Source organism: Microbulbifer magnicolonia, assembly GCF_035117725.1.
Classification (GTDB): Bacteria; Pseudomonadota; Gammaproteobacteria; order Pseudomonadales; family Cellvibrionaceae; genus Microbulbifer; species Microbulbifer magnicolonia.
Map to the genome: position 1 here is coordinate 1,116,687 of NZ_JAYEFD010000002.1, position 24,151 is coordinate 1,140,837.

At 61.1% G+C, this 24,151-nt stretch carries 20 protein-coding genes; 6 read left to right on the forward strand and 14 right to left on the reverse strand.

Annotation, left to right across the window (positions count from 1 at the left end):
* The first annotated feature begins 83 nt into the window (after positions 1–83).
* Entirely contained in the window at positions 84–1,634 is a 1,551-nt protein-coding gene (locus tag RRF64_RS14220; RefSeq protein WP_323846555.1) for a collagenase, read from the forward strand.
* A gap of 78 nt (positions 1,635–1,712) precedes the next feature.
* Here the strand turns inward: RRF64_RS14220 and RRF64_RS14225 are convergent, their stop codons facing one another.
* Positions 1,713–2,333, reverse strand: coding sequence for a class I SAM-dependent methyltransferase (locus RRF64_RS14225; RefSeq protein ID WP_323846556.1), 621 nt, complete (start codon positions 2,331–2,333; stop codon positions 1,713–1,715).
* A 203-nt stretch (positions 2,334–2,536) separates the two neighbouring features.
* Here RRF64_RS14225 and RRF64_RS14230 point away from each other — a divergent pair, with 203 nt between their 5' ends.
* Positions 2,537–3,457 (forward strand): alpha/beta fold hydrolase, encoded by a 921-nt coding sequence (locus tag RRF64_RS14230; RefSeq protein ID WP_323846557.1) that lies wholly within the window; start codon positions 2,537–2,539, stop codon positions 3,455–3,457.
* 173 nt (positions 3,458–3,630) lie between these two features.
* On the opposite strand, the gene RRF64_RS14235 is transcribed toward RRF64_RS14230, so the two are convergent.
* From RRF64_RS14235 to aptA, 7 genes are all read right to left on the reverse strand, one after another.
* Complete coding sequence (locus RRF64_RS14235) at positions 3,631–4,017, reverse strand: DUF3775 domain-containing protein (protein ID WP_323846558.1); 387 nt, start codon at positions 4,015–4,017, stop codon at positions 3,631–3,633.
* Positions 4,018–4,216: 199 nt separating this feature from the next.
* Positions 4,217–5,350, reverse strand: a complete 1,134-nt coding sequence (locus RRF64_RS14240) for a serine hydrolase domain-containing protein (protein WP_323846559.1) — start codon at positions 5,348–5,350, stop codon at positions 4,217–4,219.
* Between the two features lie 137 nt (positions 5,351–5,487).
* Positions 5,488–6,537: a hypothetical protein gene (locus RRF64_RS14245; RefSeq protein WP_323846560.1), complete on the reverse strand. Its 1,050-nt coding sequence runs from the start codon at positions 6,535–6,537 to the stop codon at positions 5,488–5,490.
* Between the two features lie 276 nt (positions 6,538–6,813).
* On the reverse strand, positions 6,814–9,522 hold the full coding sequence (pepN, locus tag RRF64_RS14250; RefSeq protein ID WP_323846561.1) for an aminopeptidase N: 2,709 nt from the start codon (positions 9,520–9,522) through the stop codon (positions 6,814–6,816).
* Positions 9,523–9,758: 236 nt separating this feature from the next.
* Entirely contained in the window at positions 9,759–12,455 is a 2,697-nt protein-coding gene (pepN, locus tag RRF64_RS14255; protein WP_323846562.1) for an aminopeptidase N, read from the reverse strand.
* Between the two features lie 258 nt (positions 12,456–12,713).
* The gene (locus RRF64_RS14260; RefSeq protein ID WP_323846563.1) at positions 12,714–14,207 is read right to left on the reverse strand and encodes a CoA-acylating methylmalonate-semialdehyde dehydrogenase; all 1,494 of its coding nucleotides are present in this window, start codon (positions 14,205–14,207) and stop codon (positions 12,714–12,716) included.
* Positions 14,208–14,341: 134 nt separating this feature from the next.
* Positions 14,342–15,679 carry an omega-aminotransferase AptA gene (aptA, locus tag RRF64_RS14265; protein ID WP_323846564.1) on the reverse strand — a complete coding sequence of 446 codons (1,338 nt, stop codon included), beginning with the start codon at positions 15,677–15,679 and terminating at the stop codon, positions 14,342–14,344.
* Positions 15,680–15,879: 200 nt separating this feature from the next.
* Here aptA and RRF64_RS14270 point away from each other — a divergent pair, with 200 nt between their 5' ends.
* Positions 15,880–16,806, forward strand: a complete 927-nt coding sequence (locus RRF64_RS14270; RefSeq protein WP_323846565.1) for a LysR family transcriptional regulator — start codon at positions 15,880–15,882, stop codon at positions 16,804–16,806.
* Between the two features lie 69 nt (positions 16,807–16,875).
* Here RRF64_RS14270 and RRF64_RS14275 read toward each other — a convergent pair whose 3' ends face one another.
* The 4 genes from RRF64_RS14275 to RRF64_RS14290 all read right to left on the reverse strand — a co-directional run bounded on the left by RRF64_RS14275 (position 16,876) and on the right by RRF64_RS14290 (position 20,321).
* Complete coding sequence (locus RRF64_RS14275) at positions 16,876–17,301, reverse strand: hypothetical protein (RefSeq protein WP_323846566.1); 426 nt, start codon at positions 17,299–17,301, stop codon at positions 16,876–16,878.
* A 239-nt stretch (positions 17,302–17,540) separates the two neighbouring features.
* A complete protein-coding gene (locus RRF64_RS14280; protein WP_323846703.1) occupies positions 17,541–18,122 on the reverse strand; it encodes a phosphoribosyltransferase in 582 nt (193 codons plus the stop codon).
* Between the two features lie 24 nt (positions 18,123–18,146).
* Positions 18,147–19,499 (reverse strand): NCS2 family permease, encoded by a 1,353-nt coding sequence (locus RRF64_RS14285; RefSeq protein ID WP_323846567.1) that lies wholly within the window; start codon positions 19,497–19,499, stop codon positions 18,147–18,149.
* 21 nt (positions 19,500–19,520) lie between these two features.
* Complete coding sequence (locus RRF64_RS14290) at positions 19,521–20,321, reverse strand: outer membrane protein OmpK (protein WP_323846568.1); 801 nt, start codon at positions 20,319–20,321, stop codon at positions 19,521–19,523.
* A gap of 452 nt (positions 20,322–20,773) precedes the next feature.
* Between RRF64_RS14290 and RRF64_RS14295 the strand changes: the two genes are divergently transcribed.
* Both RRF64_RS14295 and RRF64_RS14300 read left to right on the forward strand, forming a co-directional pair.
* The gene (locus RRF64_RS14295; protein ID WP_323846569.1) at positions 20,774–21,232 is read left to right on the forward strand and encodes a cupin domain-containing protein; all 459 of its coding nucleotides are present in this window, start codon (positions 20,774–20,776) and stop codon (positions 21,230–21,232) included.
* A 70-nt stretch (positions 21,233–21,302) separates the two neighbouring features.
* Entirely contained in the window at positions 21,303–21,992 is a 690-nt protein-coding gene (locus tag RRF64_RS14300) for a glutathione S-transferase (protein ID WP_323846570.1), read from the forward strand.
* A 62-nt stretch (positions 21,993–22,054) separates the two neighbouring features.
* Here the strand turns inward: RRF64_RS14300 and RRF64_RS14305 are convergent, their stop codons facing one another.
* Positions 22,055–23,260 (reverse strand): APC family permease, encoded by a 1,206-nt coding sequence (locus RRF64_RS14305; RefSeq protein WP_323846571.1) that lies wholly within the window; start codon positions 23,258–23,260, stop codon positions 22,055–22,057.
* 148 nt (positions 23,261–23,408) lie between these two features.
* On the opposite strand from RRF64_RS14305, the gene RRF64_RS14310 reads away from it, so the two are divergent.
* Positions 23,409–23,825 (forward strand): VOC family protein, encoded by a 417-nt coding sequence (locus tag RRF64_RS14310; protein WP_323846572.1) that lies wholly within the window; start codon positions 23,409–23,411, stop codon positions 23,823–23,825.
* Here the strand turns inward: RRF64_RS14310 and RRF64_RS14315 are convergent.
* Entirely contained in the window at positions 23,818–24,108 is a 291-nt protein-coding gene (locus RRF64_RS14315; RefSeq protein ID WP_323846573.1) for a hypothetical protein, read from the reverse strand. The two genes, RRF64_RS14310 and RRF64_RS14315, sit on opposite strands and share 8 nt — an antisense overlap.
* Positions 24,109–24,151 lie beyond the last annotated feature (43 nt).

Here is a 24,151-nt window from a genome sequence, read left to right on the forward strand (position 1 = left end):
ATTGTTCTTTTTTTGAACAGTAAAAACCGGTAGGGTGTGTGCTTCCAAGTTCCGCCACGGAGGGCCAGAGAAGGAGCAATCCGGTGGCTAGAACACTATTTCGTCGCACCGCGTCAGTATTGGTAATTTGTTTCGGTATTGTCCTGGCCGGCTGTAATGTGCAGCAGAACCTGGGCAAGGAAACCTGGTACCAGGTAGAGAGCGACAATTTCCGCATCGTCACCAATGGCGATCCCGCCGCCGTGCAGACCCTGGCCGCGGATCTGGAGCGCTACCGCGCAGTGGCACTGCAGCTGCTCGGTGCCGAACCGAGCAAACAGAAGCTGACCATCTACGCCGCCGCCGACCGCGACAGCTATGGCGGCCTGGTGGGCGAAGAGCTGGCGGAAATGACCAATGGCCTGTTCGACACTACCGCACAGGGCAGCTACGCACTGGTAAACCTGGACGGCCGCAGCGGCGAGCGCCAGCTGCAGGCGCGCGAGTTCCTGTTCCACGAGTACACCCACTACCTCAGTTACAACGGCAACACCACGCACTACCCCTACTGGTACAGCGAGGGCTTTGCCGAGTTTATGTCGACCATGACTTTCGATCAGAACGGTCGCTATAAGCTGGGCGCCATTCCGGAAGAGCGGGCCATGACCCTGGTCTACACCAGCCCGATGCCGCTGGAGCAGCTGCTGCGTGCAACCGTCTACAACACCCCGGACAACGAGAAGGGCGGCGTCTACGCCAGCGGCTGGATGCTGGCCCACTGGCTGCTGATGAAGAGCGGCAAGGTGGAAGAGTTCAAGGAATATGTGAATGCCTACAACAACGGCGCCGACCCGGTGGAAGCGCTGGAGAAATCCCTGGGTATGTCCCTCGCGCAGATCGACAAAGAATACGAGGCCATGTTCGAGAACGGCACCTTCGACCTTGCCGGTGGCACAGTGCCGGCGGATTTCCGCGAGGCCAAGCCCGTTGTCACGCAGCTGTCCCCGCGGCATGCGGTGGCGGAGATCGGACGCTTCCTGGTGATGTCCGGCTACAACCTCGAGGGCCTGCTGCACCTGTTCCAGTACGCGAGCGCCGCCGGCGTCGACAGCCCGGAGCTCACCGCGGTGCAGGCGGATGCGGAGACCCGCATCGGCAACTTCGACCGCGCGCAGCAGCTGCTCGCGACCGTCCCCGCCGGGCGCCGCGACGAGATCTGGTACCAGACCGCCGATGCGTGGCTGGGCCTGAATCGCCAGGTCGGTCTCCCCGGCGAGGCGCGCGACCGCGATGCACTGAAAAAAGTGCGCGACGAATTCGTGTTCCTGGTGAACAACGATGCGGACACGGCCTCCCATTGGTTCGGGCTCGCCATGGCGATGGAAATGCTCGATTACCCGCGGGACAAGTATGTGGAAATGCTCGAGCAGGCCTACCTGCGCGCGCCGCGGGAGGCCCATATCGCCCAGTGGCTGGCGCAGGAACTGTACGAGCAGAAGGATGCCGAATTCTTCGCCCGCGTCGCCAAGCCGCTGATGCTGGAACTGGATAACGAAGAAGAGTTCGAGCAGATGAAGACGATGCTGGCGGAGCTGCAGGGCGACCCCAAGCCGGTCGAAAAGACGCAGACAAAGCTGGCAAGGAAAGAAGGCTAAGCCATCTGTAACCGAAAAGCCCCGGCCGCAAGGCCGGGGCTTTTTTAATTGCGCGGCGGTAACTGACGTGGCAACTGCTCAGGACGCCTGCCTGGCCACACCCCAGTAATTAAAGCCGGCAAATTTCGGCGCGAGGATATAGCCGGATTCCATCGACTGAATACTGAAGCCCATTTGTTCGATCAACCGCGGAATCGGCCGGTTCAGATTGCAGCCGCCGAAGGCCCGGCCCCAGTATGGATTTAACCGCTCCTGCCACTCCCTGACGCCGGCATCCGGCGCGCTGCCGTGCTCGCTGAATATCAGTACACCACCCGGCCTCAGCACGCGTCGCATTTCAGTCAGCGCCCGCCGCCAGTCCGCAATTGTGCACAGCGTGTAGGTCAGCAGCACCGTATCCGCGCTGTTATCCTCCAGCGGAATCTGCTCGCTGGGCAGATCCAGCCAGCGAACGTCCAATGGCGAGTTGCCGACGTTGTCGCGCGCGCGCCTGCGCATACCCGCGGAGGGCTCCAGGCCCCACACAAATTCGACCCTGGCGGGATCGTAATAGGGCAGGTTCAGACCCGAGCCGAAGCCGACTTCCAACACGCGGCCGCGGGCCTGCGGCACGACGATTTGCCGCTGGCTGCGGAAGGCCTTGAGGCCGCAGGCGCAGTTGATCAGGTGTGGCAGACAGTGGTTTTCGTAGAAACCCATGGTGATCCCCGCTGCTGAGCGTCGATGCCGGATTCACAGTCTATACAACAGCAACGTCCCTGCAGAGTGCTCTCGTCATACCGGCCTGACCCGGTATGACGAAGTGAATAAATTCTTGCGCTGAAATCGCGAACCGATCACTGGCCGGATACGCTCACCGCCGTTAAGCTAACCGGCTGATCAGTTAATACAAGATAAAAATCATGATCAACCTGCAGGAATGGCGCCGCGGCGGGCGCGTCTTCGAATACCGCGGCTGGCCCGTATTCACCCGCACCGGCGGCAACCCGGAGGGCGAGGCGCTGGTGCTGATTCACGGTTTCCCCACCTCCTCCTGGGACTGGAACAAGATCTGGCCGCAGCTGGCCGAGCGCTATGCGCTCTACGCGATCGATATGCTCGGCTTCGGCGATTCCGCCAAGCCGCGCGACTTTTCCTATCTGATCGCCGACCAGGCCGAACTGATCGAGACCTGGCTGATGGAGCAGGGCGTCGGCGATTACCATATCCTCGCGCACGACTACGGCGATACCGTGGCGCAGGAGCTGCTGGCCAGGGATCGCGAGCGCCTGAATGTCACCCGCACAGGCGTGCCCAAACTGCGCATCCGGAGTGTCTGCCTGCTCAACGGCGGCATATTCCCGGAAACGCACCAGCCGGTGCTGATTCAGAAACTGCTGCTCTCGCCGCTCGGCGCCCTGGTCGCCAGGCTGACCAGCAAGCGCAAGTTCGCCGCGAACCTGCGCAAGATCTGCGGCCCCGCGACGCCGCCCACGGCGGCGGATATCGACGGCTTCTGGGCGCTGATCCGGCAGAACGACGGCCTGGGGGTGATGCACCGGCTGATCCGCTATATGCCGCAGCGGCGGCAGCACCGCGCGCGCTGGGTCGGGGCGCTGTGCAACGAGTGGATCCCGGTGAAACTGATCGACGGCCTGCTCGACCCCATTTCCGGCGCGCACATGGTGGCCCGCTACCGGCAGCTGGTGCCGGACGCGAATGTCACCGAACTGGCCGACATCGGCCACTACCCGCAGACGGAGGCACCGGCGAGCGTACTCAGTGCCTATCTCGATTTCCGCGCCAGCATTGCCGAGACGTCCGTGACTGTAGCGGAGACCTGAGGGGCGGGCCTGTCGCCGGCAGTCGCTTGCCGCTGCCGTATCCACCGGGGTTGGTGCAGCGGTAGAGAGACTGGGATTCTGCGCCGGGTATTTGCGGCGCATAGATCTGACGCGGCTCCTGGTTGGCAGGTGATTGACGTGAAGGCGCAGAATTCTAGCGAGAGACTCCGTCGCTACTCATTGCACTGGTAACCGTGCAGGTCGAGCCCCTTCTCCAGGTAGGAGGCCAGCAGCGGGTGTGCGATCAGGTACTCCGCCGTCTGCGGGTTCCAGCTGTCGGCCGCCTGCGCCAGTGCGTCCCGCCACTCGGGGCGGCCGTAATCCTCGCGTCCCAACCACAGCAGCGCCACCAGCTCCTGCTGCTGGTCAGGTTCCAGATCGTCAACGATGGCCTTGAACTCCAGAAAGCTGGCGTCATCCGCGTGGCTGGCCAGCATCTGTACCGCCCAGTCACCGCTGGGGTTGGCGGGATCCTCCGGTATGGTCACTGCCTCCTGGGCGTGAAATTCCCGCGCCAGTTCGACCAGGCGGCAGACGTTGTCGGGGCTGACACTGAGCATATCCTCCTCCCACAGCAAGGGCGGCCTGCGGCACAGCAGGCAGTTTCCTTAAGACTAGGCGCTTTCCATTGAGGCGGGGGTGGGCGGCGATACTTTTACGACATTGCCAGTATTGCGCCGCATTGCGCAGTATCGCGCGGCGTCGCGACTGCCAGCGCGGGCTTCGTGTCTGGTAACGCTGACCCGATCAACCCGCCGGTCAAAGCGCTGCCGGCAGTATGTAATCGCTTATCAGGCTGCGAGTCAGTTCGTGGGCATCGCCGCGGCGGAAATTCTCGCTGGTGATGGTCGCCACCAGATCCAGCGTCGGTGCGACCAGCACGATATTGCCGCCGGCACCGGACATATGGAAAGTGGGTATTTGCTGATCGCCGATCTCAAACGGCTGCAGCCACCATAGAAAGCCGTACTCGTAGACTCTGCCGTTCGAACCCTCGAACTGCACGCGCGCTTGCACCGAGTCGCGCACCCAGCGCTCTGAGAGCAGGCGTTTTCCCGACCAGCTGCCGCCATCGGCATAGAGTTGTGCCAGCTTCAGCAGGTCGCGGCTGCGCAGTTCCAGGCCGCCACCGGTCTGCACTTCGCCGGTGGGGGAGCGCTGCCATTTGGCGCCGGCAATGCCCAGGGGTGCGAACAGCTTGTCGCGGGCGAAATCCTCCAGCGGCATAGCCACCGCGCCGGCGAGCGCCCGCCCGAGCATATAGACACCCGCGGTGCAGTAACTGAAAGCGCGGCCGTAGGGGCGCTGCTCTGCTTTGGGCTCCCAGGGCGGCGTGCCGCGAATGGGCAGGTCCAGGGCAAACTGCAGCCAGTCCTCGCGCAGATACATGCGTTCCTCGTTGCCGCTGGAAAAGGAATTCCAGTCGTTGCATTCGAGCACAGAGCTCATGGTCATCAGGTCGGCAAAAGTGATCTCCGCCTTGCGCGGGTCCAGATAAAGCTGTGGCCGCTGCTGCAGATAGGCCAATACCTTCGCACTGGCACCGGAGATCCGGCCCTCGTCTATAGCCAGCCCCACCAGCATGCCGGCCACCGTCTTGGTGGCGGAGCGGGTGTTGCGCAGGGTGGCCGCATCCCCGGAAAAATAGCCCTCGAAGGCGAGGCGCCCACTGCGCGCCACCAGCACGCTGGTGATGCTGCCGAAATCGCCGTTGCGGATGGCGCTGTCCATCTGTAGCAACCGCTCGCCGGACAGCCCCGCCCCGGCGGTGGAAACCGTTGGCCAGCCGTCGTCCGACGATGGGGGATTGGTTGGTTCGGCAGCAAGGCAGGCCGCACTCCAGGCGACAGCCTGCAGCAGGGCGGCAAATTTTGTGATTGTCTTTAGTGACAAAGCGCCTCCTTGAGTGGGTGCGACTCAGACTTCAGTAACAGTGTGGTGTTTCTGGATGATAGGCCGCACCCGTCACCGCGATAGCAGAAATGCAGTTGAATGCGCGGCGCGGGCAAGGCTCAAATCACAGTTCCATATCAATTGCAGCCGAGAGCCTCAAGCCTATCCTTGTCCTCCGCTCGGAAGGCCTCCAGGCAGGCTTCAGATTTCTCCAGTTCCCGGGTCTTGTTCAGTAGAGCCAGCTGCGCGTTCTGCCTGGCAAGGTTGTTGTCCAGTTGTTCGGTCGCCTCGACAAGGGATTTTTCCTTGTCCGCATTTTCCTTGAGTCCGTCGAGCACGGATCCTATGGCCGAGAAGTAGGAGTCCAGGATTTCGGCTGGCAGCTTGACGATGGCTAGCGCCTCGCCCTCAGTGGTCTGGTTGAATCCGGTCAGTATGCCGTCTTCAAAGGCAAAGCTGGCCTCATTGTCCGAAAATGTCGTCTTGGCGAGTGGCAGGAAATGTACCTCATTGGAAGGGAGACTCAGAATCACTGATTCCACCCTCTTGTCACCCTCGTAAAGCGTGAATATATAGGGTTGCTCTTGGCGGTAATAGACTCCGTTCCGTGATTTCGCCGATACACTTTGATCAGCGCCTTTAAATCCGGCGGCATTGAGTTCGCTCGGGTTTTCACCGAAAAGATTACCGTCGTTGCCATTAAGTCGAGTTATGAAATCATTTAATGGCATCAAAGAATAGTCAAAGTAACCACAAATTTTGCTGTCCGGTGAGCTGGCCGTATCGGCAATTATGTAAGTGTAGATTCGCGGTGAGTCGCAATAATTTCGTCTCTGGTTCCAGCTCTTAGTTCCCTTGATTGTGCCTGCTGCTCCCAGGCTGCCGGCGAGTGCATTCAGTGTCTCTGACAGTTGCACATCGCTCTTGGTATTGCCTGAAGTCAACAGTCCGGACCTGGAGACGCCGAAATTGAAGGTGTTCTTGGCAAAAGGGTTGTTTTCGTAATTAAGTACATAGCGCTGGTCCAGATCTGGATAGGCTTCTGTCGTGCTGATTTCGATGTTGCTGATGCGGGTTCCTTCCGCTTGGATAACTTTGCCGTTTTTGTCCTTCTTTTCATCCACTGTACTTACTGTTACGCTGACCTTGGCGGCCTTCGCCGGCAGATAGTAAGTAAGGCCTGGCATGTTAGTCTCGGATGAGGATGGGGTGCTCACGACTCCAGAACACCCTGACAGAGCTAACGCAGAAGCTAACGATATGGAGGTAATTTTTTTCACGGAAAATCCTTTTTAATGTTATTGATATTCGACAGCAAAATGCTGCCGAGCCGACTTATATCACGTTCATTTAGATGCTGCGATGCCTTGTCATAAGATGTAATTCGCTTTAAAGGCGGATATGTATAAGACCCGTTGGAGCCTTATCGGAATTGCGACGGGGCATCATGGCGAATCCGAATATTAGTCGGTACTTCCTCTCCTCTGCGACTTCTCCATCGCCATACACCACTCACTCTGCTGCCTGCGGTCCTGCAACACTCGCCCCAGTGCCGGCATCAGGTCTCTATTCTGTTTCAGCGCTTCGGCATACTGGCTGATGTCCGCCTTGCTGCAAACGATCGGGAACAGCATCGCATAGGCCTTGTTGTACAAGGTATCTTTGGTGTCGCTGACCTGTGGCACGGCGCCGAACAGTTGCGTGCTCATGTCGCGGTACAAGTTCAGCTGCTCCGCGGGGAAGAGCGCAGCGGCGGCGGCGCGGATCTGGCTCAGTTTGTACTGGTCGCGCTTGTTGAGGATGTTGTCCAGCCACGCTCTTTTTTCTTGCGCGACCGGGCGGATCGCGCGGGCGCTGATCGCGTAGTTCTGTGCGCGATCGGAGTTGTCCCGTTGCAGTTCGTCCTTAACCAGCTTTGCATAGTCGCCGTGCAGGTGGCGGTTCAACAGGACGATCAGTTGCCAGCGAATGTCCTGGTCGATCGATAGACCGTCGATGGCGAGCTCTCCGGACAGTAATTGTGCGGCGTTGCCCAGGCCTTGATCCGTGTGGGCGAGCTGGGTGAAGGTCTCAAACCAGACTTTCTGCGCATCGCTGCCGGCGGGGCTGGTGTTGATCTTGGCCCAGACAAAGTTTTCGATTGCCTCGAGTCGTTCCCGGCGCAACGGCTCCGCGATGTCAAAGCGGTGCGCGTAGGCGCTGGCAGCTTCCAGATGGCTGGCGATCAGGCGAATTACGTTGATATCGCTCTCGGCGCCGGCATTGTTCAGCGCGAAGTCGATCCACTCGGACAGCGGCATCTTCCCGTCGGTCACGCTGTCGAACAGGCTCTGCCACAGCATCAGGCGCGTGAAGGAGCTCTCGATGGCATTGATGTGCTGGGAAACCTGGGCGATGGATCTGTTGTCGAGGCTGGTTCTTACATAGCCCCAGTCCTCGTCGTTCAGAGTCAGGATCTGCGGGCAGGGTTGCCCCCGCGCTTCCTTTACATCGGTCTTGGCGCCGCTGTAAATGACCGGCACGGCCGCGACGCGCGCCATGACCCCGTCCTGCAGTCGATAGATGCCGAGCTGGACTTTCTGCCGGCGCCGCACCGGGTATTCCTTCGGCGCGCTCTGGTTGATCAGCAATACGGTAATCTTGTCGTCCCAGCACTGATAGCCGGCGGCAATGGTATTCACGCCGGGCTTGTACAGCCAGTTGTGGGTCCACCGACTCAGGTCCTGGTTTGCGGCCTTGCCCAGGTGGTCCATAAAGTCTTTCAGTTCGGCGTTGCCATAGGAGAATTCTTCCAGGTAGCTGCTCACGCCTTGGCGGAAAGCCTCCTTGCCGAGGAGGTGCGGCAGTTGCTTCAGTACCGAGCCGCCCTTGCCGTAGGTAATGCTGTCGAAATTGGAAAATGCCTCGGCGGTATTGGGTACCGGCACTTCGATGGGATGGGTGGTGGCCAGCTGGTCCGCCTGGTAGGCGGACTGCTTTGAGCGCAGATAGAAGTTCTCCCACACGTCTTCGAATTCGCTGTTGGTGGCCAGAGCGAGCGAGGCCATATAGGTGGCGAAGCTCTCCTTCAGCCACAGGCCGTTCCACCAGTCCATCGTCACCAGATCGCCAAACCACATGTGCGCCATCTCGTGGGCAATCACATTGGCGAGTTTTTGCCGCTCGGCCTGGGTTTTCTCCCCGCGGGAGACATAGGCCTCGTTAAAGGTGACCGCGGCGACGTTTTCCATGGCGCCGATGGTGAAGTCCGGCACGATCAGCTGGTCGTACTTGCGGAACGGATACTCGATGCCGAAGTACTTCTGGAAGAAATCGAAAGACTGCTGGGTAAAGGTAAACCAGTCCTGCGGCTTCACGTTCGGCGCCAGTGTCCTGCGCGCCATCAGGCGCAGCGGAATATTGCCGGCCTTGCTCTCCCAAACCACGAAGGGGCCCGCGTGCAGCGGCAATATGTAGGTGGAAAATTTCTTGGTGGCGGGGAAGTGCCAGTGCTTGCGCCCGTCCGCCAGCTCCTCGATGCGGTCCTCGCGCGAGGTGGTCACGACCTGCCAGTCCGCCGGCGCCTTCACGTCGATCGTATAGCTGGCCTTCAGGTTCGGCTGGTCGAACAGCGGCGCGAAGCGATTGGCCTTGTAGGGCTCGAAATGAGTGTAGAGGTAGACATTGCCGTCCTGCGGATCCTTGAAGCGGTGCAAGCCGGAGCCGTCCGTGGAATAGGGGTGCGTGTAAGCGATGGCGATGTTGTTCCGGCCCTGCGGCAGGTGCTGCGGCGCGATGGTGATGAAGTAGCCGTTGTACTCGAACGGAATTTCCTTGCCGTTGACGCTGACCGATTTCACTTCGCCACCGGTGAAGTCGACCGTGAGCGGGTTGCGCAGCGGCCTGGCGATATCTGTCTCCGCGACCACGCGGCCGCTGAAGGTGTCCGACTCGCCGTCCAGGTCCACGGAAATCCGGTAATCCACATTCGCGATCTGCTGCTTGCGCAGGGCGGCGTAATTGGCGGTGAGCCCGGGGGCATCGGGGCGCGTTACGAGCGGGGTAGCATTGATTTTCGCAGCAGCCGTGCTTGTTGGTTCGACGGCCTTCTCTGACGGTGGCGTCTTCTCGCCGCAGCCGCTCAACAGAGCGCCGCACAGAAGCGCCGTGACCAAGGGTCGTGAAAACCGCATGTCAGCCTCCAGATGCAGGCGCGGCAGCCCGGCAGCGTGAATTCCGATGCTCAATAATTGTTTATAGCATCGACAAATACGGATCGGAAAAGCGGGAGCCGGCCGATAATTACGGTTGGTAATAAAAAAGGCCCCGCGGGGCCTCTAAATTATTGGGGTTGTCGTCATCCCGGCGCAGGCCGGGATCCAGGTGCCGAGGCACCGGGCCCCGGGTCAGGCCCGGGGTGTCGATGCGCTCAGCCCTTGTTGCTGCCACTCAGCAGCGCCGCCATATTCAGGCAGCGCTGGTTTTCCTGGCGGCGGTTCTTCAGGCCTTTCTCCAGCAGCGGATTCAGCGGCTTGCCGCTGTCGAGGATTTTGCTCAGCGCCTGTACGCCCTGCTCGCTGCAATTCAGCGGGAAGAGTTTTGCATAGGTGCCGACAAACTCCGGCGAATCGCTGGCGTTGACGTCGTCGAGGGCGGCGACTATGCGCTCCACGTTGGCCTCAAACTGGTCGCCCTGCTGCGGCGGGAACATGGTGTAGGCGGCCGCCTTCAGCTGGCTCAGTTTGAAGTTGTCGCGGTGCGCGAGGATGTTCTCCAGCCACTTGGCCTTGCTCTCTGCCAGCGGGCGGATGGCTTCCGCGGCGATGGCGTTCAGCTGCGAGCGGTCGGAGTTGTCCTTGGCCAGTTCGCGCTGGATCGCCTGCTCGTAATCGTCGTACAGGTATTCGTTCTGCAGCGCGATCAGGCTCCAGCGCATGTCCGGATCCAGGGTCAGGCCGTCGATGTCCAGCTCGCCGCGCAGCAGCTGCTTGGCATTGGCCAGCGCCGCGTCGGAGTGGGCCACACCGGTAAAGGTGTCGAACCAGGTCTTCTGCGCGTCGCTGCCGGCCTCGGCCTGCTGCAGCTGCTGCCAGACGAAGTTCTCGATCGCCAGCTGCAGCTCGTCGCGGCGGGCCGCGTCGATATCCACCTGGTGCAGGTAGCCGTAGGCGTAGCCCAGGTGTTTGGACACCAGGCGTACCACGTTGATATCGCGCTCTTCACCGGCATTGGTCAGCACGAAGCTCACGTACTCATCCAGCGGCAGCTTGGCGTCGTAGACGCTGTCATAGAGGCTCTGCCACAGCATCAGCCGGGTGAACGGCTGCTCGATGTCGTTGATATGCTTGGCCATATTCTCGACGGATACCGCATCCAGGTTCACCTTGGCGAAGGCCCAGTCGCCCTCGTTCGGGTAGACGATCTGCGGGCAGGGCTGGCCGACGGCCTCGGCCACATTGGTCTGGGCGCCGCGGTACAGCACCGGGATGGCCTTGCTTAGCACCATGCTGCCGTTGGCCATGTTGTAGAAGCCGATCTGGGTGCGCTGCTCGCGCAGGGTGGGGTACTCCTCCGGCGCCGACTGGGCCAGGGTCAGGCTGGTGACCTCGCCCTTTTCACACTGGAAGCTGGCCTCGATGGTGTTCAGGCCGGCCTGGTACAGCCACTGCTGCTGCCACTGGTCCAGGTCCTTGCCCGCGGCCTTGCCCAGGTGACCCATAAAATCGTCCAGGGTGGAGTTCTGGTAGGACAAGTCCTTCAGGTAGTTGCTGACACCCTTGCGGAATTCTTCCCTGCCCAGGTAGTAGGGCAGCTGCTTCAGGATGGAACCGCCCTTGCCGTAGGTGATGCCGTCGAAGTTGGCGAAGGCCTCGTCGGTGTTCTTCACCGGCAGCTGGATCGCGTGGGTGGTGGGCAGCTGGTCGGAGTGGTAGGCCCACTGTTTCGTGCCCAGGTAGAAGTTTTCCCAGGTGTTCTTGAACTCGCTGTTCTCGGCCAGGGCCAGGTTGGCCATATAGGTGGCGAAGCTCTCGTTCAGCCACAGGTCGTCCCACCAGTTCATGGTCACCAGGTCGCCGAACCACATGTGCGCCATTTCGTGGGCGATCACGTTGGCCAGGCGCATGCGCTCGGCCTGGGTTTTCTCGCCGCGGGATACAAAGCCCTCGCGGAAGGTTACCGCGGCGACGTTCTCCATGGCACCGGCGTTGAAGTCGGGCACGATCAGCTGGTCGTACTTCACGAACGGGTAGTCGATCTCGAAGTATTTCTGGAAGAACTCGAACGACTGCCTGGTGAAGGTGAACCAGTCCTGCGGCTTCACATACTGGGCCAGGCTCTGGCGCGCCATCAGGCGCAGCGGGATACCGTCGGCATCGTCTTCCCAGATGTGGAAGGGGCCGGCGTGCAGGGAGAAGATGTAGGAGGAGAATTTCTTCGACTGCGGGAACTGCCAGTGCTTCACCTCGCCGTCCTGCTCGATCTTGCTCTCGCGCACCGAGCTGACCACGGTCCAGTCTTTCGGCGCGGTCACATTCAGCGTGTAGTGCGCCTTCAGGTTCGGCTGGTCGAAGTGCGGGAACAGGCGGTTGGCATCGTAGGGCTCGAAGTCCGTGTACATATAGATCCGGCCGTCTTCCGGATCCTCGAAGCGGTGCAGACCGGAGCCGTCGGTGGAATAGGGGTGCTTATAGTTCACTGCGATCGCGTGCTCGCTGCCCGGCAGCAACTCCGGCGCGATGGTGATGAAGTGGCCGTCGTATGCGAACGGCACTGCCTGGCCGTCGACGCTGACCGCATCCACGGTGCCGCCGGCAAAGTCGATGGTCAGCGGCTGCCCGAGCTGACCGTTGAATCTGGTATGCGCGATCGCCTGGCCGGAAAAGCTGCCGCCGCTCTTGTCGAGCGTGACCGAAAGTTCGTAGTCGACCTGTGCTATCTGCTGCTTGCGCAGCTTGGCGTAGCGCTCGGACAGCCCGGGCGCGTCGGCGCGGGTCACGGCTGCCGGTGCGGCGCTGGTGTCGACTGCCTGCTGGTTATCGGGCTCCTGGCTGCAGGCCGCCAGTATGGCACTGCACAGCAGGGTGGCCGCGAACTTGGGCGCGGTCAGTTTTCCGGTCTTGATCATGGGGTACCCCGTTACATCGATTGTTTTCGAGACTGCATTGCTGCAAAAACAGTCGATCCTTATACCACGGTGGTCCCTGCTTGGCGGGCGTTTCGTCGCACTAATGGTGCGCCTCACCGCGCGCCAGTCGATTCTGTGGATAAGCTGTGAATTGCGGGATTATCTACTTTTGCGGGTGTCTTTCGCCGTAGAAAATCTCGGGATCTTGTGGGACGCCCGGGACGCGGAGTCCCAGGCTGGTCACTAAGTCGGGGTGGGTCAGTTGCTCGGGAAGGAGAACTGGGCGCCCTCGCGCACGCCGCTGGAGGGCCAGCGCTGGGTGATGGTCTTGCGATTGGTGTAGAAGCGCACGCCGTCCGGGCCGTAGGCGGACAGGCAGCCGAACAGGGAGCGCTTCCAGCCGCCGAAGCTGTGGTAGGCCACCGGCACCGGCAGCGGCACGTTGATGCCGACCATGCCGACCAGGATGTTGTCGCTGAAGTAGCGCGCCGCCTCGCCGTCGCGGGTGAAGATGCAGGTGCCGTTGCCGTACTCGTGCTCGTTGATCATCCGCATGGCGGCTTCCATGCTTTCGGCGCGCACCACCAGCAGCACCGGGCCGAAGATCTCCTCCTCGTAGCAGGTCATGCCGGGTTTCACGTTGTCGATCAGGGTACCGCCGACGAAGAAGCCGTTCTCGTAGCCCTGCACTTGCGGGTTGCGGCCGTCGACGACGATGGTCGCGCCCTGCTCGGCGGCGCTGGCGATATAGCCGTTTACCTTGTTCCTGTGCGCCTCGGTGATCAGCGGGCCGAAGTCGTTGCTGCTGTCGGTGTAAGCGCCCACTTTCAGCTTCTGCATTTCGCCGCTCATCTTCTCGATAAACGTATCGGCGGCCGCGTCGCCGACACAGACGGCTACTGACAGCGCCATGCAGCGCTCGCCGGAGGAACCGAAGGCGGCGCCGGTCAGCGCGGCCACGGCATTGTCCATGTCGGCGTCGGGCATGATGATCGCGTGGTTCTTGGCACCGCCCAAAGCCTGGCAGCGCTTGCCGTGGGCGGACGCAGTGGCATAGACGTACTCGGCGATGGGGGTGGAGCCGACGAAGCTCACCGCCTGCACGCGCGCGTCGGTCAGCAGGGTATCCACGGCCATCTTGTCGCCGTTGACCACGTTCAGCACGCCGTCCGGCAGGCCGGCCTCCTGCATCAGCTGCGCCAGGTACAGGCCCACGGACGGGTCGCGCTCGGACGGCTTCAGCACGAAGGTGTTGCCGCACAGGATGGCCAGCGGGAACATCCACAGCGGCACCATGGCCGGGAAGTTGAACGGCGTGATACCGGCCACCACGCCCAGCGGCTGCATCTCGCTCCAGGAATCGATGCCCGGGCCCACGTTGCGGCTGTGCTCGCCCTTCAACAGCTGCGGGCCGCAGCAGGCGAAGTCGACGTTCTCGATACCACGGGTCAGTTCACCCATGGCGTCGTGGGATATCTTGCCGTGCTCCTCGCCGATCATCGCGCAGATCTGCTCGGCGTTTTCCTCCAGCAGCTGCTTGAAGCGGAACATGATCCTGGCGCGCTTGGCCGGCGGCGTGTTGCGCCACGCCGGGAAGGCGGCCTGAGCCGCGGCTATGGCCTCCTCGACGGTTTCCTTGGCGGCGATGGCGACCTGCTTGGTGACCTGTCCTGTGGCCGGGTTGAACACGTCCTGGGTGCGCTCGGCGGCCTCGCTGACCCGGCCGTTGATGTAGTGGCCCACAATCCTCATGGTTATTCCTCTCTATCTGAATCTCTAATTATTTTCTCGTCATGCCGGGCCTGACCCGGCATCCAGGATCCACAGGATCTCCCGGCTCCGCTGGTCTGGATCCCGGCCTGCGCCGGGATGACGGCAGTGGGGTTTTAGCTGGCGGCGACTTCCGTAATTGCGTCGCCGAGCGCGCTAACCAGGGTATCTATCTCCTCCGGCTGCGCCACGAACGGCATGCCGAGCTGGATGGTGTCGCCACCGTAGCGCACGTAGAAGCCCTTGTCCCACATCTTCATCGCAATCTGATAGGGGCGCAGCAGCGGCTCGCCCGGTGCCGCCTCGATGGTGAGGCCGGCGGCCACGCCGCAGTTGCGGATATCGGTGACCAGCGGGGTGCCCTTCAACTGGTGCACGCGCTCTTCCAGTACCGTGGCCAGCTCGCCGGCGCGGTCGAACAGGTTCTCGCGCTCGAGGATATCCAGCGAGGCCAGTGCCGCGGCGCAGGCCACCGGGTGCGCGGAGTAGGTATAGCCGTGCGGCAGTTCCAGCAGGTAGTCGTAGCCGCCCTGTTCCATAAAGGTGTCGTAGATCTCCTGCTTGGCGATCACCGCGCCCATCGGCACGGCGCCGTTGGTCAGCTGCTTGGCGGTATTGAGGATGTCCGGCGTCACGCCGAAGGCCTCGGCACCGGTGGCGGCGCCCATGCGGCCGAAGGCGGTGATCACCTCGTCGAAGATCAGCAGTATGTTGTGCTGGTCACAGATTTCTCTGAGGCGCTGCAGGTAGCCCACCGGTGGCGGCAGCACCCCGGCGGAGCCGGCCATCGGCTCGACGATCACCGCGGCGATATTGGAGGCGTCGTGCAGGGCCACCAGTTCCAGCAGTTCGTCCGCCAGGTGCGCGCCCTCCTCCGGCATGCCCTTGCTGAAGCGGTTCTCCGGCAGCACCGTGTGCGCCAGGTGGTCGGCGTCCACGGCGGTGCCGTAGAGGGCGCGGTTGGCGCCGATGCCGCCGACGCTGATACCGCCGAAGTTCACCCCGTGATAGCCCTTGGCGCGGCCGATCAGCTTGGTCTTGGACGGCATGCCCTTCTTGCGCCAGTAGGCGCGGGCGATCTTCAGCGAGGTCTCGGCGGACTCGGAGCCGGAGCCGGTAAAGAAGACGCGGTTCAGGCCCTCTGGCATGAACTGGGTGATGCGCTCCGCCAGCTCGAACGCCTTGGGGTGGCCGAACTGGAAGGCCGGGGAATAGTCGAGGGTCGTGAGCTGCCTGTGCACCGCCTCGGCGATCTCGGTGCGGTTGTGGCCCGCACCGCAGGTCCACAGGCCAGACAGGCCGTCGAAGATACGGCGGCCGTCGGCGCTGGTGTAATAGCAGCCCTCGGCGCCGGTGATGATGCGCGGGTCCTTCTTGAACTGGCGGTTGCCCGTATACGCCATCCAGTGGGCGTCCAGCTGCGCCTGGGTCAGCCCGGCAAACTTGTCACTCATTGTTATTCTCCGGCTCGGATTGGTAGGGATTGACGAGAATTCTGGGTCACTCTTTAAGTTTCATAAATTGCAATTTATCGATGTTTGGTTTCATATACCTGAAACTTTCTATTCGGACTCGCCATGCCGGGCTCGACCCGGGATCCAGGGCGGACTGCGATTCCGGCAGCGGACAAACGAACTGAACCAGAGATAGGTATATGGGACGCAAACAGGCCGCCCTGCTGGGCCAGCTGAGCGATATCGACCTGCGCCTGCTGCGCGTCTTCCGCGCAGTGGCGGAGGCGGGCGGCTTCTCCGCCGCGGAGCTGGAGCTGAACGTGGGGCGCTCCACCATCAGCCGCCATATCAAGGACCTGGAGGTGCGCCTGGGCGTGACGCTGTGCCAGCGCGGCCGCGGCGGTTTCGCGCTGACCCGCGAGGGCCGGCAGATCTACCAGGCGACACTGCGCCTATTGGCCTCACTGGACACTTTCCGCGGCGAGGTGGCCGATGTGCACAGGCGCATGACCGGCCATATCGCCATCGCCCTGTTCGACAAGATGGTCACCAACCCGGCCGCCCATATCGGCGAGGCGCTGCGCCGTTTCGACGACCTGGCGCCGGAGGTGAGCCTGGATATCCATATCGAGCCGATCAACGAGATCGAGCGCGGCGTGATGGAGGGCCGCTTCCAGCTGGGGGTGATCCCCGCGCACCGGTCATCGCCGAGCCTCGACTACCAGCACCTGTTCTTCGAGCAGATGTACCTCTACTGCGGCTACCGCCACCCGCTGTTCGGCACCGCGGATATCGCCATCGACGACGACGCCATCCGCAGCTGCAAATACGCCGGCCTCGGCTATCACTCGCCGAATATGGAAGTGGGCAACAGGCTGGGGCTGGAGCGCGACATCACCGTCAACGACCAGGAGGCGATCGTCCACTGCCTGCAGTCCGGGCGCTATATCGGCTATCTGCCGGACCACTATGCAGAGGCGTTTTTAAAGAAGGGCGAGATACGTCCGCTGTGTCCGCAGAAATACCAGTACCAGTGTGATTTCGTCGCGATACAGCGGCTATCGCCGAAGCCGTCGCGGATCGTGCAGACGTTTTGGGATTGTCTGGGGACGGCGCACGGCCAGTGAGATTGCGATTAGTTTGCACGCGCCGTTAGTCTCCGATAGGCAATGCAATTTCGTGAAAAGACGAGAGAATTATTTTAATTGGTAGTGCGGGTGAAAAATTGAATAGACGCGGACATACTCGAATTTATCATTCGCACTCACATCGTAGAACGCCGCCATCATCAGCCTGAACGAGTCGCCCGCGCGGTGCTTTACACCGACCCACTCGAGATCCTTCTTGCAGGTGAAGTCGATGGGTGCCTCCACGGCGACCTGGTTCTTGCCAATCACCAGTGTGTGGTGGTCCCGGATTACTTCCAGCATCAGATCATGCACATGTTTCCAGAAAGATACCGTCACCTCTTTCCCCGCATTCTTCGTCGCATTGGGAATGTATTCGAACGTAGCATTGCGCTCGTAGTACTTGTCGTAGAAGGCCTCGAAGCCGGTGCCGTCACCGGCGCAGGCGGCATTGAAATCACTGGTGTACTGTCGGTAATAGGCTTCAGTGATCATGGTGCTCCTCTCCGCCTGAAATTGCGCGTCCCGGGGCAATCGACAGGACGTGGCATGTCGCGTCTCCGGTTTCGGTGTTGCTTTTGAGTAGCTTAGCCGCGGCCACGCGCGCCGGTGGTATGGCTGCGAGCCGGCCTTTCTCGTGAGGCGCGTTAGAGGCGGGGAAGGCTGGTACGCTGGGCGCTGGGAGAAGAGGGAAATAATCGGGGCATCGGCCGATGCCCCGGAAGCGCAATCGATCAGGCCGGCTCAGCGGCGGGCTCTACAGTCCTGATCCGGTCGATGTAGGGCGCCAGCTCCGGCTTGTACTCGAGGATTTCCTCGCGCGACAGGCCGTCGATCTCGTGCGGGAACACCAGCCACTTGTCGGAAACGTGCAGGAAGTAATCCGGCTCGCGCTCGGTCTTGTTGTTGGCCGGCTTGTAGTAGGGCGTGGCGACGCGGATTTGCGGCGTGTTCTTCTTGCAGGCCTTGTGCAGGTCCTTGATGGTCTGGTCGATGCTGAGGCCGGAGTCGTGCACGTCGTCGACGATCAGCAGGTTGTCGTGGGACTCCAGGCGTTTGATCAGGTAGGTCAGGCCGTGCACGCGCACATGCTTGTCGCGCTGGCCGATGCCGCTGTAAGACGAGGTGCGGATGGCGATATGGTCTGCGTCCACGCCCATCACGTGCAGCAGTTCCTGCACCGCGATGCCCACCGGTGCGCCGCCGCGCCAGACGCCGACGATATAGTTGGGGCGAAAGCCGCTCTGGAAGACCTGCTCGGCGAGCGCATAGGAATCCGCCAGCAGTTGCTGCGCGCTGACAAAGTGCTTTTTCACATTGCTACCCATCAGAAGAAGTCCTCAGAAGAAGATGAATTTGGCAATAAACAGCGCCGCCAGCAGGTAGACGCTGATGCTGACATCCCTGCTGCGGCCGCTCAATGTCTTGATCACGGCATAGGCGATAAAGCCGAGTGCGATGCCGTTGGCGATGGAGAAAGACAGCGGCATCATCACCGCCGCCACCACCGCCGGTGCGGCCTCGGTGATGTCATTCCAGTCGATGGACGACAGGCCGGAAGTCATCAGCACCGCCACGTACATCAGCGCACCAGCGGTGGCGTAGGCGGGTACCATGCCCACCAGCGGCGAGAAGAACAGGGCCAGCAGGAACAGGCCCGCGCACACCACCGCCGTTAGGCCGGTGCGGCCGCCGGCGGCGACGCCCGCGGTGCTCTCCACATAGGTGGTGGTGGTCGAGGAGCCCAGCAGCGAGCCGACCGCCGAGGCGGAGCTGTCGGCCATCAGCGCCCTGCCCATGCCCGGCAGCTGGCCTTTCTGGTCCAGCAGCCTGGCGCGGTCGGCGGTGCTCAGCAGCGTGCCGGCGGTGTCGAACAGGTCCACGAACAGGAAGGCGAAGATCACGCTGATCATGCCCACCTCGAAAGCGCCGGCGATATCCAGCTGCATAAACGTCGGCGCCATGCTCGGCGGTGCCGCGACCAGGCCGGCGTATTCCACCTTGCCCATCAGCAGCGCGATCACGGTGACCGCGAGAATGCCGATCATCACCGCACCGAGCATGCGCCGGTGGGCCAGCGCCGTAATCAGGAAGAAGCCCAGCGCCGCCAGTGCGGCGTCGCTGGAGGTGAGGTCGCCGAGGGTCACCAGCGTGGCCGGGCTGGCCACCACGATGCCCGCGCTCTTCAGTGCGATAATGGCGAGGAACAGGCCCACGCCCGCCGCCAGCGCCTGGCGCAGCGACATGGGAATGGAGTCGATGATCCACTCGCGTATCCGGAAGATGCTGAGCAGCAGGAACACCACGCCGGAGATAAACACCGCCCCCAGCGCCACCTGCCAGCTGTAGCCCATCTCGCCGACGACCACGAAGCTGAAAAACGCATTCAGTCCCATGCCCGGCGCCAGCGCGAACGGATAATTCGCGTAGAGCCCCATGATCAGGCAGCCGATGGCCGCGGCCAGGCAGGTCGCCGTGAACACCGCCCCCTTGTCCATCCCGGCCGCGGCCATGATGTTCGGGTTCACGAAAATGATATAGGCCATCGTCAGGAAAGTGGTCACCCCCGCGATCACTTCCCGGCGCACCGTGGTGTCGCGCTCCGACAGCTTGAAGAAGCGCTCCAGCAGCGAGGGGCGCCCAACCGATTGCGGTGCGGCCGTGACGTTTACCGAGGAATTGATATCAGTCATAAGCGTGCCCGGTTGCAGGAATCAGAAGTGGTATTTCACCAGCAGGTTCACGTTGCGCTCGTTCGAGTCGATGCCGAAGGTGCGGTCCTCGATGCCGAACTTGTCATCCCAGTGCGCGTATTCGATGCCCGCATACAGCTGCTTCGGCTGACCCCACCGGGCGCCCGCATCCCACTTCAGCTGCGAGGTGAAATTTAGGCTCGGGTGCGCATCCGCAGACGCGCTGGTCCAGTCGATGAAACCGTCGTAGAGGAAGTCATAACCGCCCAGTGCAAACGGCAGGCCCCACACCAGGGTCAGCTGCTCGTTATCCGCCCTGTCGTCGTTGATACGGTGGTAGAGGTTGGCCTGCACGAAGGAGAAGCCCGGCACCGCCAGGTCAACGCCGATACCGGCCAGCTTGTTGGTGAAATGCGGGCCGGTCGCGGTCAGGTGGTCCGGATCGTCGAAGTTGCCGAATTCCAGCGTGGATGCCAGCAGCACGTCCTTGACCGGCCCGAAGGCCAGCTCGCGGCCGCTCAGCTTGCCCAGGCCCAATTTACCCAGGCTCAGGCGCGGAGACACCTCGGTGTACAGCTCGTCGGAGCCGGCGCTGGAGGTCAGGTAATCGGCGAACACAAAGAAGTCGCCCCAGCTGTGGCCGCTGGCGTGCTCGTAGGTGGCCACGGTGCGGCTGGAGTCGTCCGTGTCCAGGCTGTAATCGACCTTGTAGTCGCTACCGCTCAGCAGGCTCAGGCTGTTGTCTTGCCAGAGTACCTCGGCGCGGACGGCGACTGTCAGCAGGCCGGCAGTAAAAAACAGCAGGAACTTAGGCAGATTCACGGGTACCTCAGCATCAGCGATCAGCAGAAATGGCGCTTCCCGGGGGGTCGCGACGGGGTGCGGCTGGCCAGGTCCGGCCGGCATGGTCAAAAAATGAGCGCGGAATTTACCGGATTGGAGGCGCGTTTTCCACTTTTGAGTAGAGGAATGCGTGACCTGGCAGGCAGTTGCGCAAGTTTGAACTTTAAAGTGGCGAATATGGAGAAAAAATTCCTATGGGGCGGGCAGTAATCGAGCTGGCTCGAGAGCAGCCGGTCGTCTGGGGGGGCAGGCGCGAGATTGATCTCCCGGACAAGAATCGCGCCCCTGCGCTCGCTATCGTCCACCACAGGCGGTCTATAGTTTCATTTTGACGCGGCTGAACAGAGCGGATCATGCGCTTGCCGCCAGTTGGCAATGGGCAAATTTTCTGGAATCGGATCGCCATTCGTGGGAGGCGTTGGAGGTTAACTATGGCAGCAAACAAATGGTACCTGACCGCCTTACTTGCGATGACCGCCTCTTTCAATCCGCATGCGGAAGAAATGAAAAGTGAAGACGGCTACATCGTGAATATCGACGAGAGAACCGTGTCGAACTCCAATTTCCGCGAGGTGCTCTTCACCGGTTCCCGCAGTCAGCTCGTGGTCATGTCCCTGAAGCCGGGCGAGGAGATCGGGGAAGAGGTGCATACCGGTATCGACCAGTTCATTCGTTTCGAAGAGGGCGAAGCGAAGGTTATCCTCAATGGCAAAGAGCATCGCGTTAAGGCGGATGACGCCGTGGTGATACCGGCTGGAGTCCGGCACAACGTCATTAACACATCTGCCACCCGGGATCTGAAACTCTATACCGTCTACAGTCCGCCCGAACACAAGGATGGCACCCTGCACAAGACCAAAGCCGAGGCGATGGCCGAGCACCACGATTAGCCTGCATCCGACCAAAATTGCACAAGCGCCGGTCTCCAGTCTTCCCACTAAATAACGCTCCAGGGAGAATATGTTGGACTACAAGCTCTACTACTGGGACCTGCCGTTCCGGGGCAATTTCATCCAGCTGTTCCTGGAAGAGGTCGAAGCCAAGTATGAACGGCACGATGCCACCGATATCTACCCGGAGCGAAGCCTGAAGATCAAGAACCCCGGCATGGCGCCGCCCTATCTGTACGAGTGCAAGAGCAAAACCTATTTCGCGCAGATGCCCGCTATCCTAATGCACCTGGGCAGGGAGTATGACTACCTGCCCAAGCGCGCCGACACCCACACCATCGCACTGAAAACGATCCTGGACTGCAACGACGTGCTGATGGAGATCACCAACTTCAACGGCATGGTGATGTGGGAGAAAGGCAGCTGGGAGGAATTCCGCTACGGTCGCTTGCCGGACTGGATGAAGATCTTCGAAAAGACCGGGCTCGAGCACGGCCTCAAGAGTGACCAGGGTTTCCTGCTCGGCGCCACTCCCTCAGTAGCCGATATCGCCACCGCTGCCCTGTTTGGCACGCTGGTCCATTCCTTCCCGGAGCTGCAGACTGACCTGCAGGAAAACGCCCCGCATATCGCAACCCTCTGCCAGCGCGTCGAGGCGCGCCCGCACATCCGGCCTTTTCTGGAAAGGCAGCGGCAGCAGCATGGCAAGGGCTACTGCGGCGGCCAGATCGAACGCTCGCTGCGAAAGATGATCGAGTAGCCGACAGGTTGGAATGGCGCGGCGGCTCCGCGTCGCCAGTCGACCAGCTCCTCGGCACGCCCTCAAGCCAATAGCTGGAAGGCAATCAGCGCAACGCACAACAGAAATCCCACCACCGGAAACAATATCGGATAGCTGACCGCGTCCTCATCCGCGTTGGCGCCGCGAATCTTGATGGCCACGAGAGACAGGTTAACCAGCGAGAAAATCACCAGCATGATAAACGCGGTGGTTTGCGCCAGTACGGTGAGCGGCAACCACAGCGCGAACACCAGAATAATCGCCGCAACCAGCAGCGTGGCCGCAACCGGAGTCCGGGTTCTGGCGCTGACCGTGGCAAAAATTCGCGGGGCCATCTCTTTTTTGGCCATTCCGTACAGCAGCCGCGACGCCATGATGATCTGCACCAGTGCACCGTTCACCACGGCAAACATGCTGACAACGCCGATAAAGGCGGTGGAGTGGCCGGCATTGGTGACCATGGTTGCCAGCGGAGCCGCACTCTCGGCCAGCTCCCGAACCGGAATGGTGCGCACCGCCAGGGCGGCGACGATCATATAGAGTAATGTCGACACGGCAATGGCGATCAGTATCGCCCGCGGCAGCGTCTTGCGCGGGTTCTTTACCTCCTCGGCGATATTGACCATGTCCTCAAAACCGATAAAGGCATAGAAAGCCAGAAAACTGCCGACGAGTAGGCCGCTCCAGGCCTCCGGCTGCGGAACCGCAAAAACCGCTTGCCATTCCTGTACCGCCGCGGCCTCGCGGCTGACGTAGATCACAAACAGCAATCCGCCGACCTCAACCAGCGTTACCAGTGTCACTGTTAGCGCGGATTCGTTGATGCCCCAGAGTGCGATCAGGGTCAGTACCGCAATCAGGATGACGATGGCGAGGTAATCCGGAGTCTGAATAAAAAGCTCGAGATAGCCGACGAAGCCGTTGGCGATGGTCGCCGCCGAGACTATGCCGGTGATCGCCACCAGAACTGCGACCAGCTGGGCGAGCCAGCCTCTGTGCCACGCATTGTGGATATAGGCGGCAGACCCCGCGCTGTGGGGAAAGCGCGAAGACAGTTCCGCGTAGGACAGTGCGGTAAACGCGGCAATGACGCCCGCCAGCAGGAACGCATAGGGCAGCGACACTCCCGCCGATGCACCCACCTTGCCGATCAGCACGTAGATGCCGGCGCCGATGATGGTGCCAATACCGTAGCAGCTGGTCACCGGCAGTGACAGCGAGCGTTTCAGGGCGACGGGATCTGGCACGTAATTCCTCTAGTGAATGAATAGTCGGGAGAATCGTTAAATTTTGATGGGTTCTTGCCGTCAACGCGCGATTTTTGAGGATTAATATTGCGCAAAAATCTTAGTATTAACTGGATTATTTCAAGAATAGTGAATTGCTGGAGGCACCATGAAGTCCAATTGTCTGCATCTTGCGATCCCCGCCGGGGATCTCACGAAAGCGATGACCTTCTATTGCGAAGTGCTGGGTTGTAAAACGGGCAACAGTGAACCGGGGCGCTGGGTCGATATCGACTTCTGGGGCAACGAGCTGACCCTGCACCAGAGCGAGGAGCAGCTGCCCAACGTGCGCCACAAGGTGGATATGGGCGAGGTGGCCGTGCCGCATTTCGGCATCCACCTGCCGGACGACGAGTTCCAGGCACTGAAGGCGCGCATCGAGGCCGCGGGCCTGGAGTACCTGGATATTCCCTATCGTCGCTTCGTCGGCAGCGAGTACGAACAGGAGACCTTCTTCATCGAGGACCCGAACGGCAATGTGCTGGAGATGAAGTCGATGGTGAATCCGGAGCTGATGTTCAAGTGAGCTGTGAATGCCAGCGATGAGGGAGGCGGTTCTCGGAGCTTTCGATCGTTGTAAGAGCCGCTTTCCTGCAATAGCCGCGCTCCGGCCGCCGATCAGTCGTTGTGATCGATTTTCTTGTGCAGTTTGATGCATGCGTCGCGACGACCAATTTCACCGCAGGAACGTTTTCATTGATCTCGGTGAGCAACGCTGGCAATTCTTCTTTTTCGGCTGAATTCATAAGCAGCGCTTTAAATTGGTATCCGTCGGTTTCGATACAATGATCAGAAAAATTTACTGACATGTGGTCGGTTTATATCCTGAACTGCAGATTTTCAATGGATATC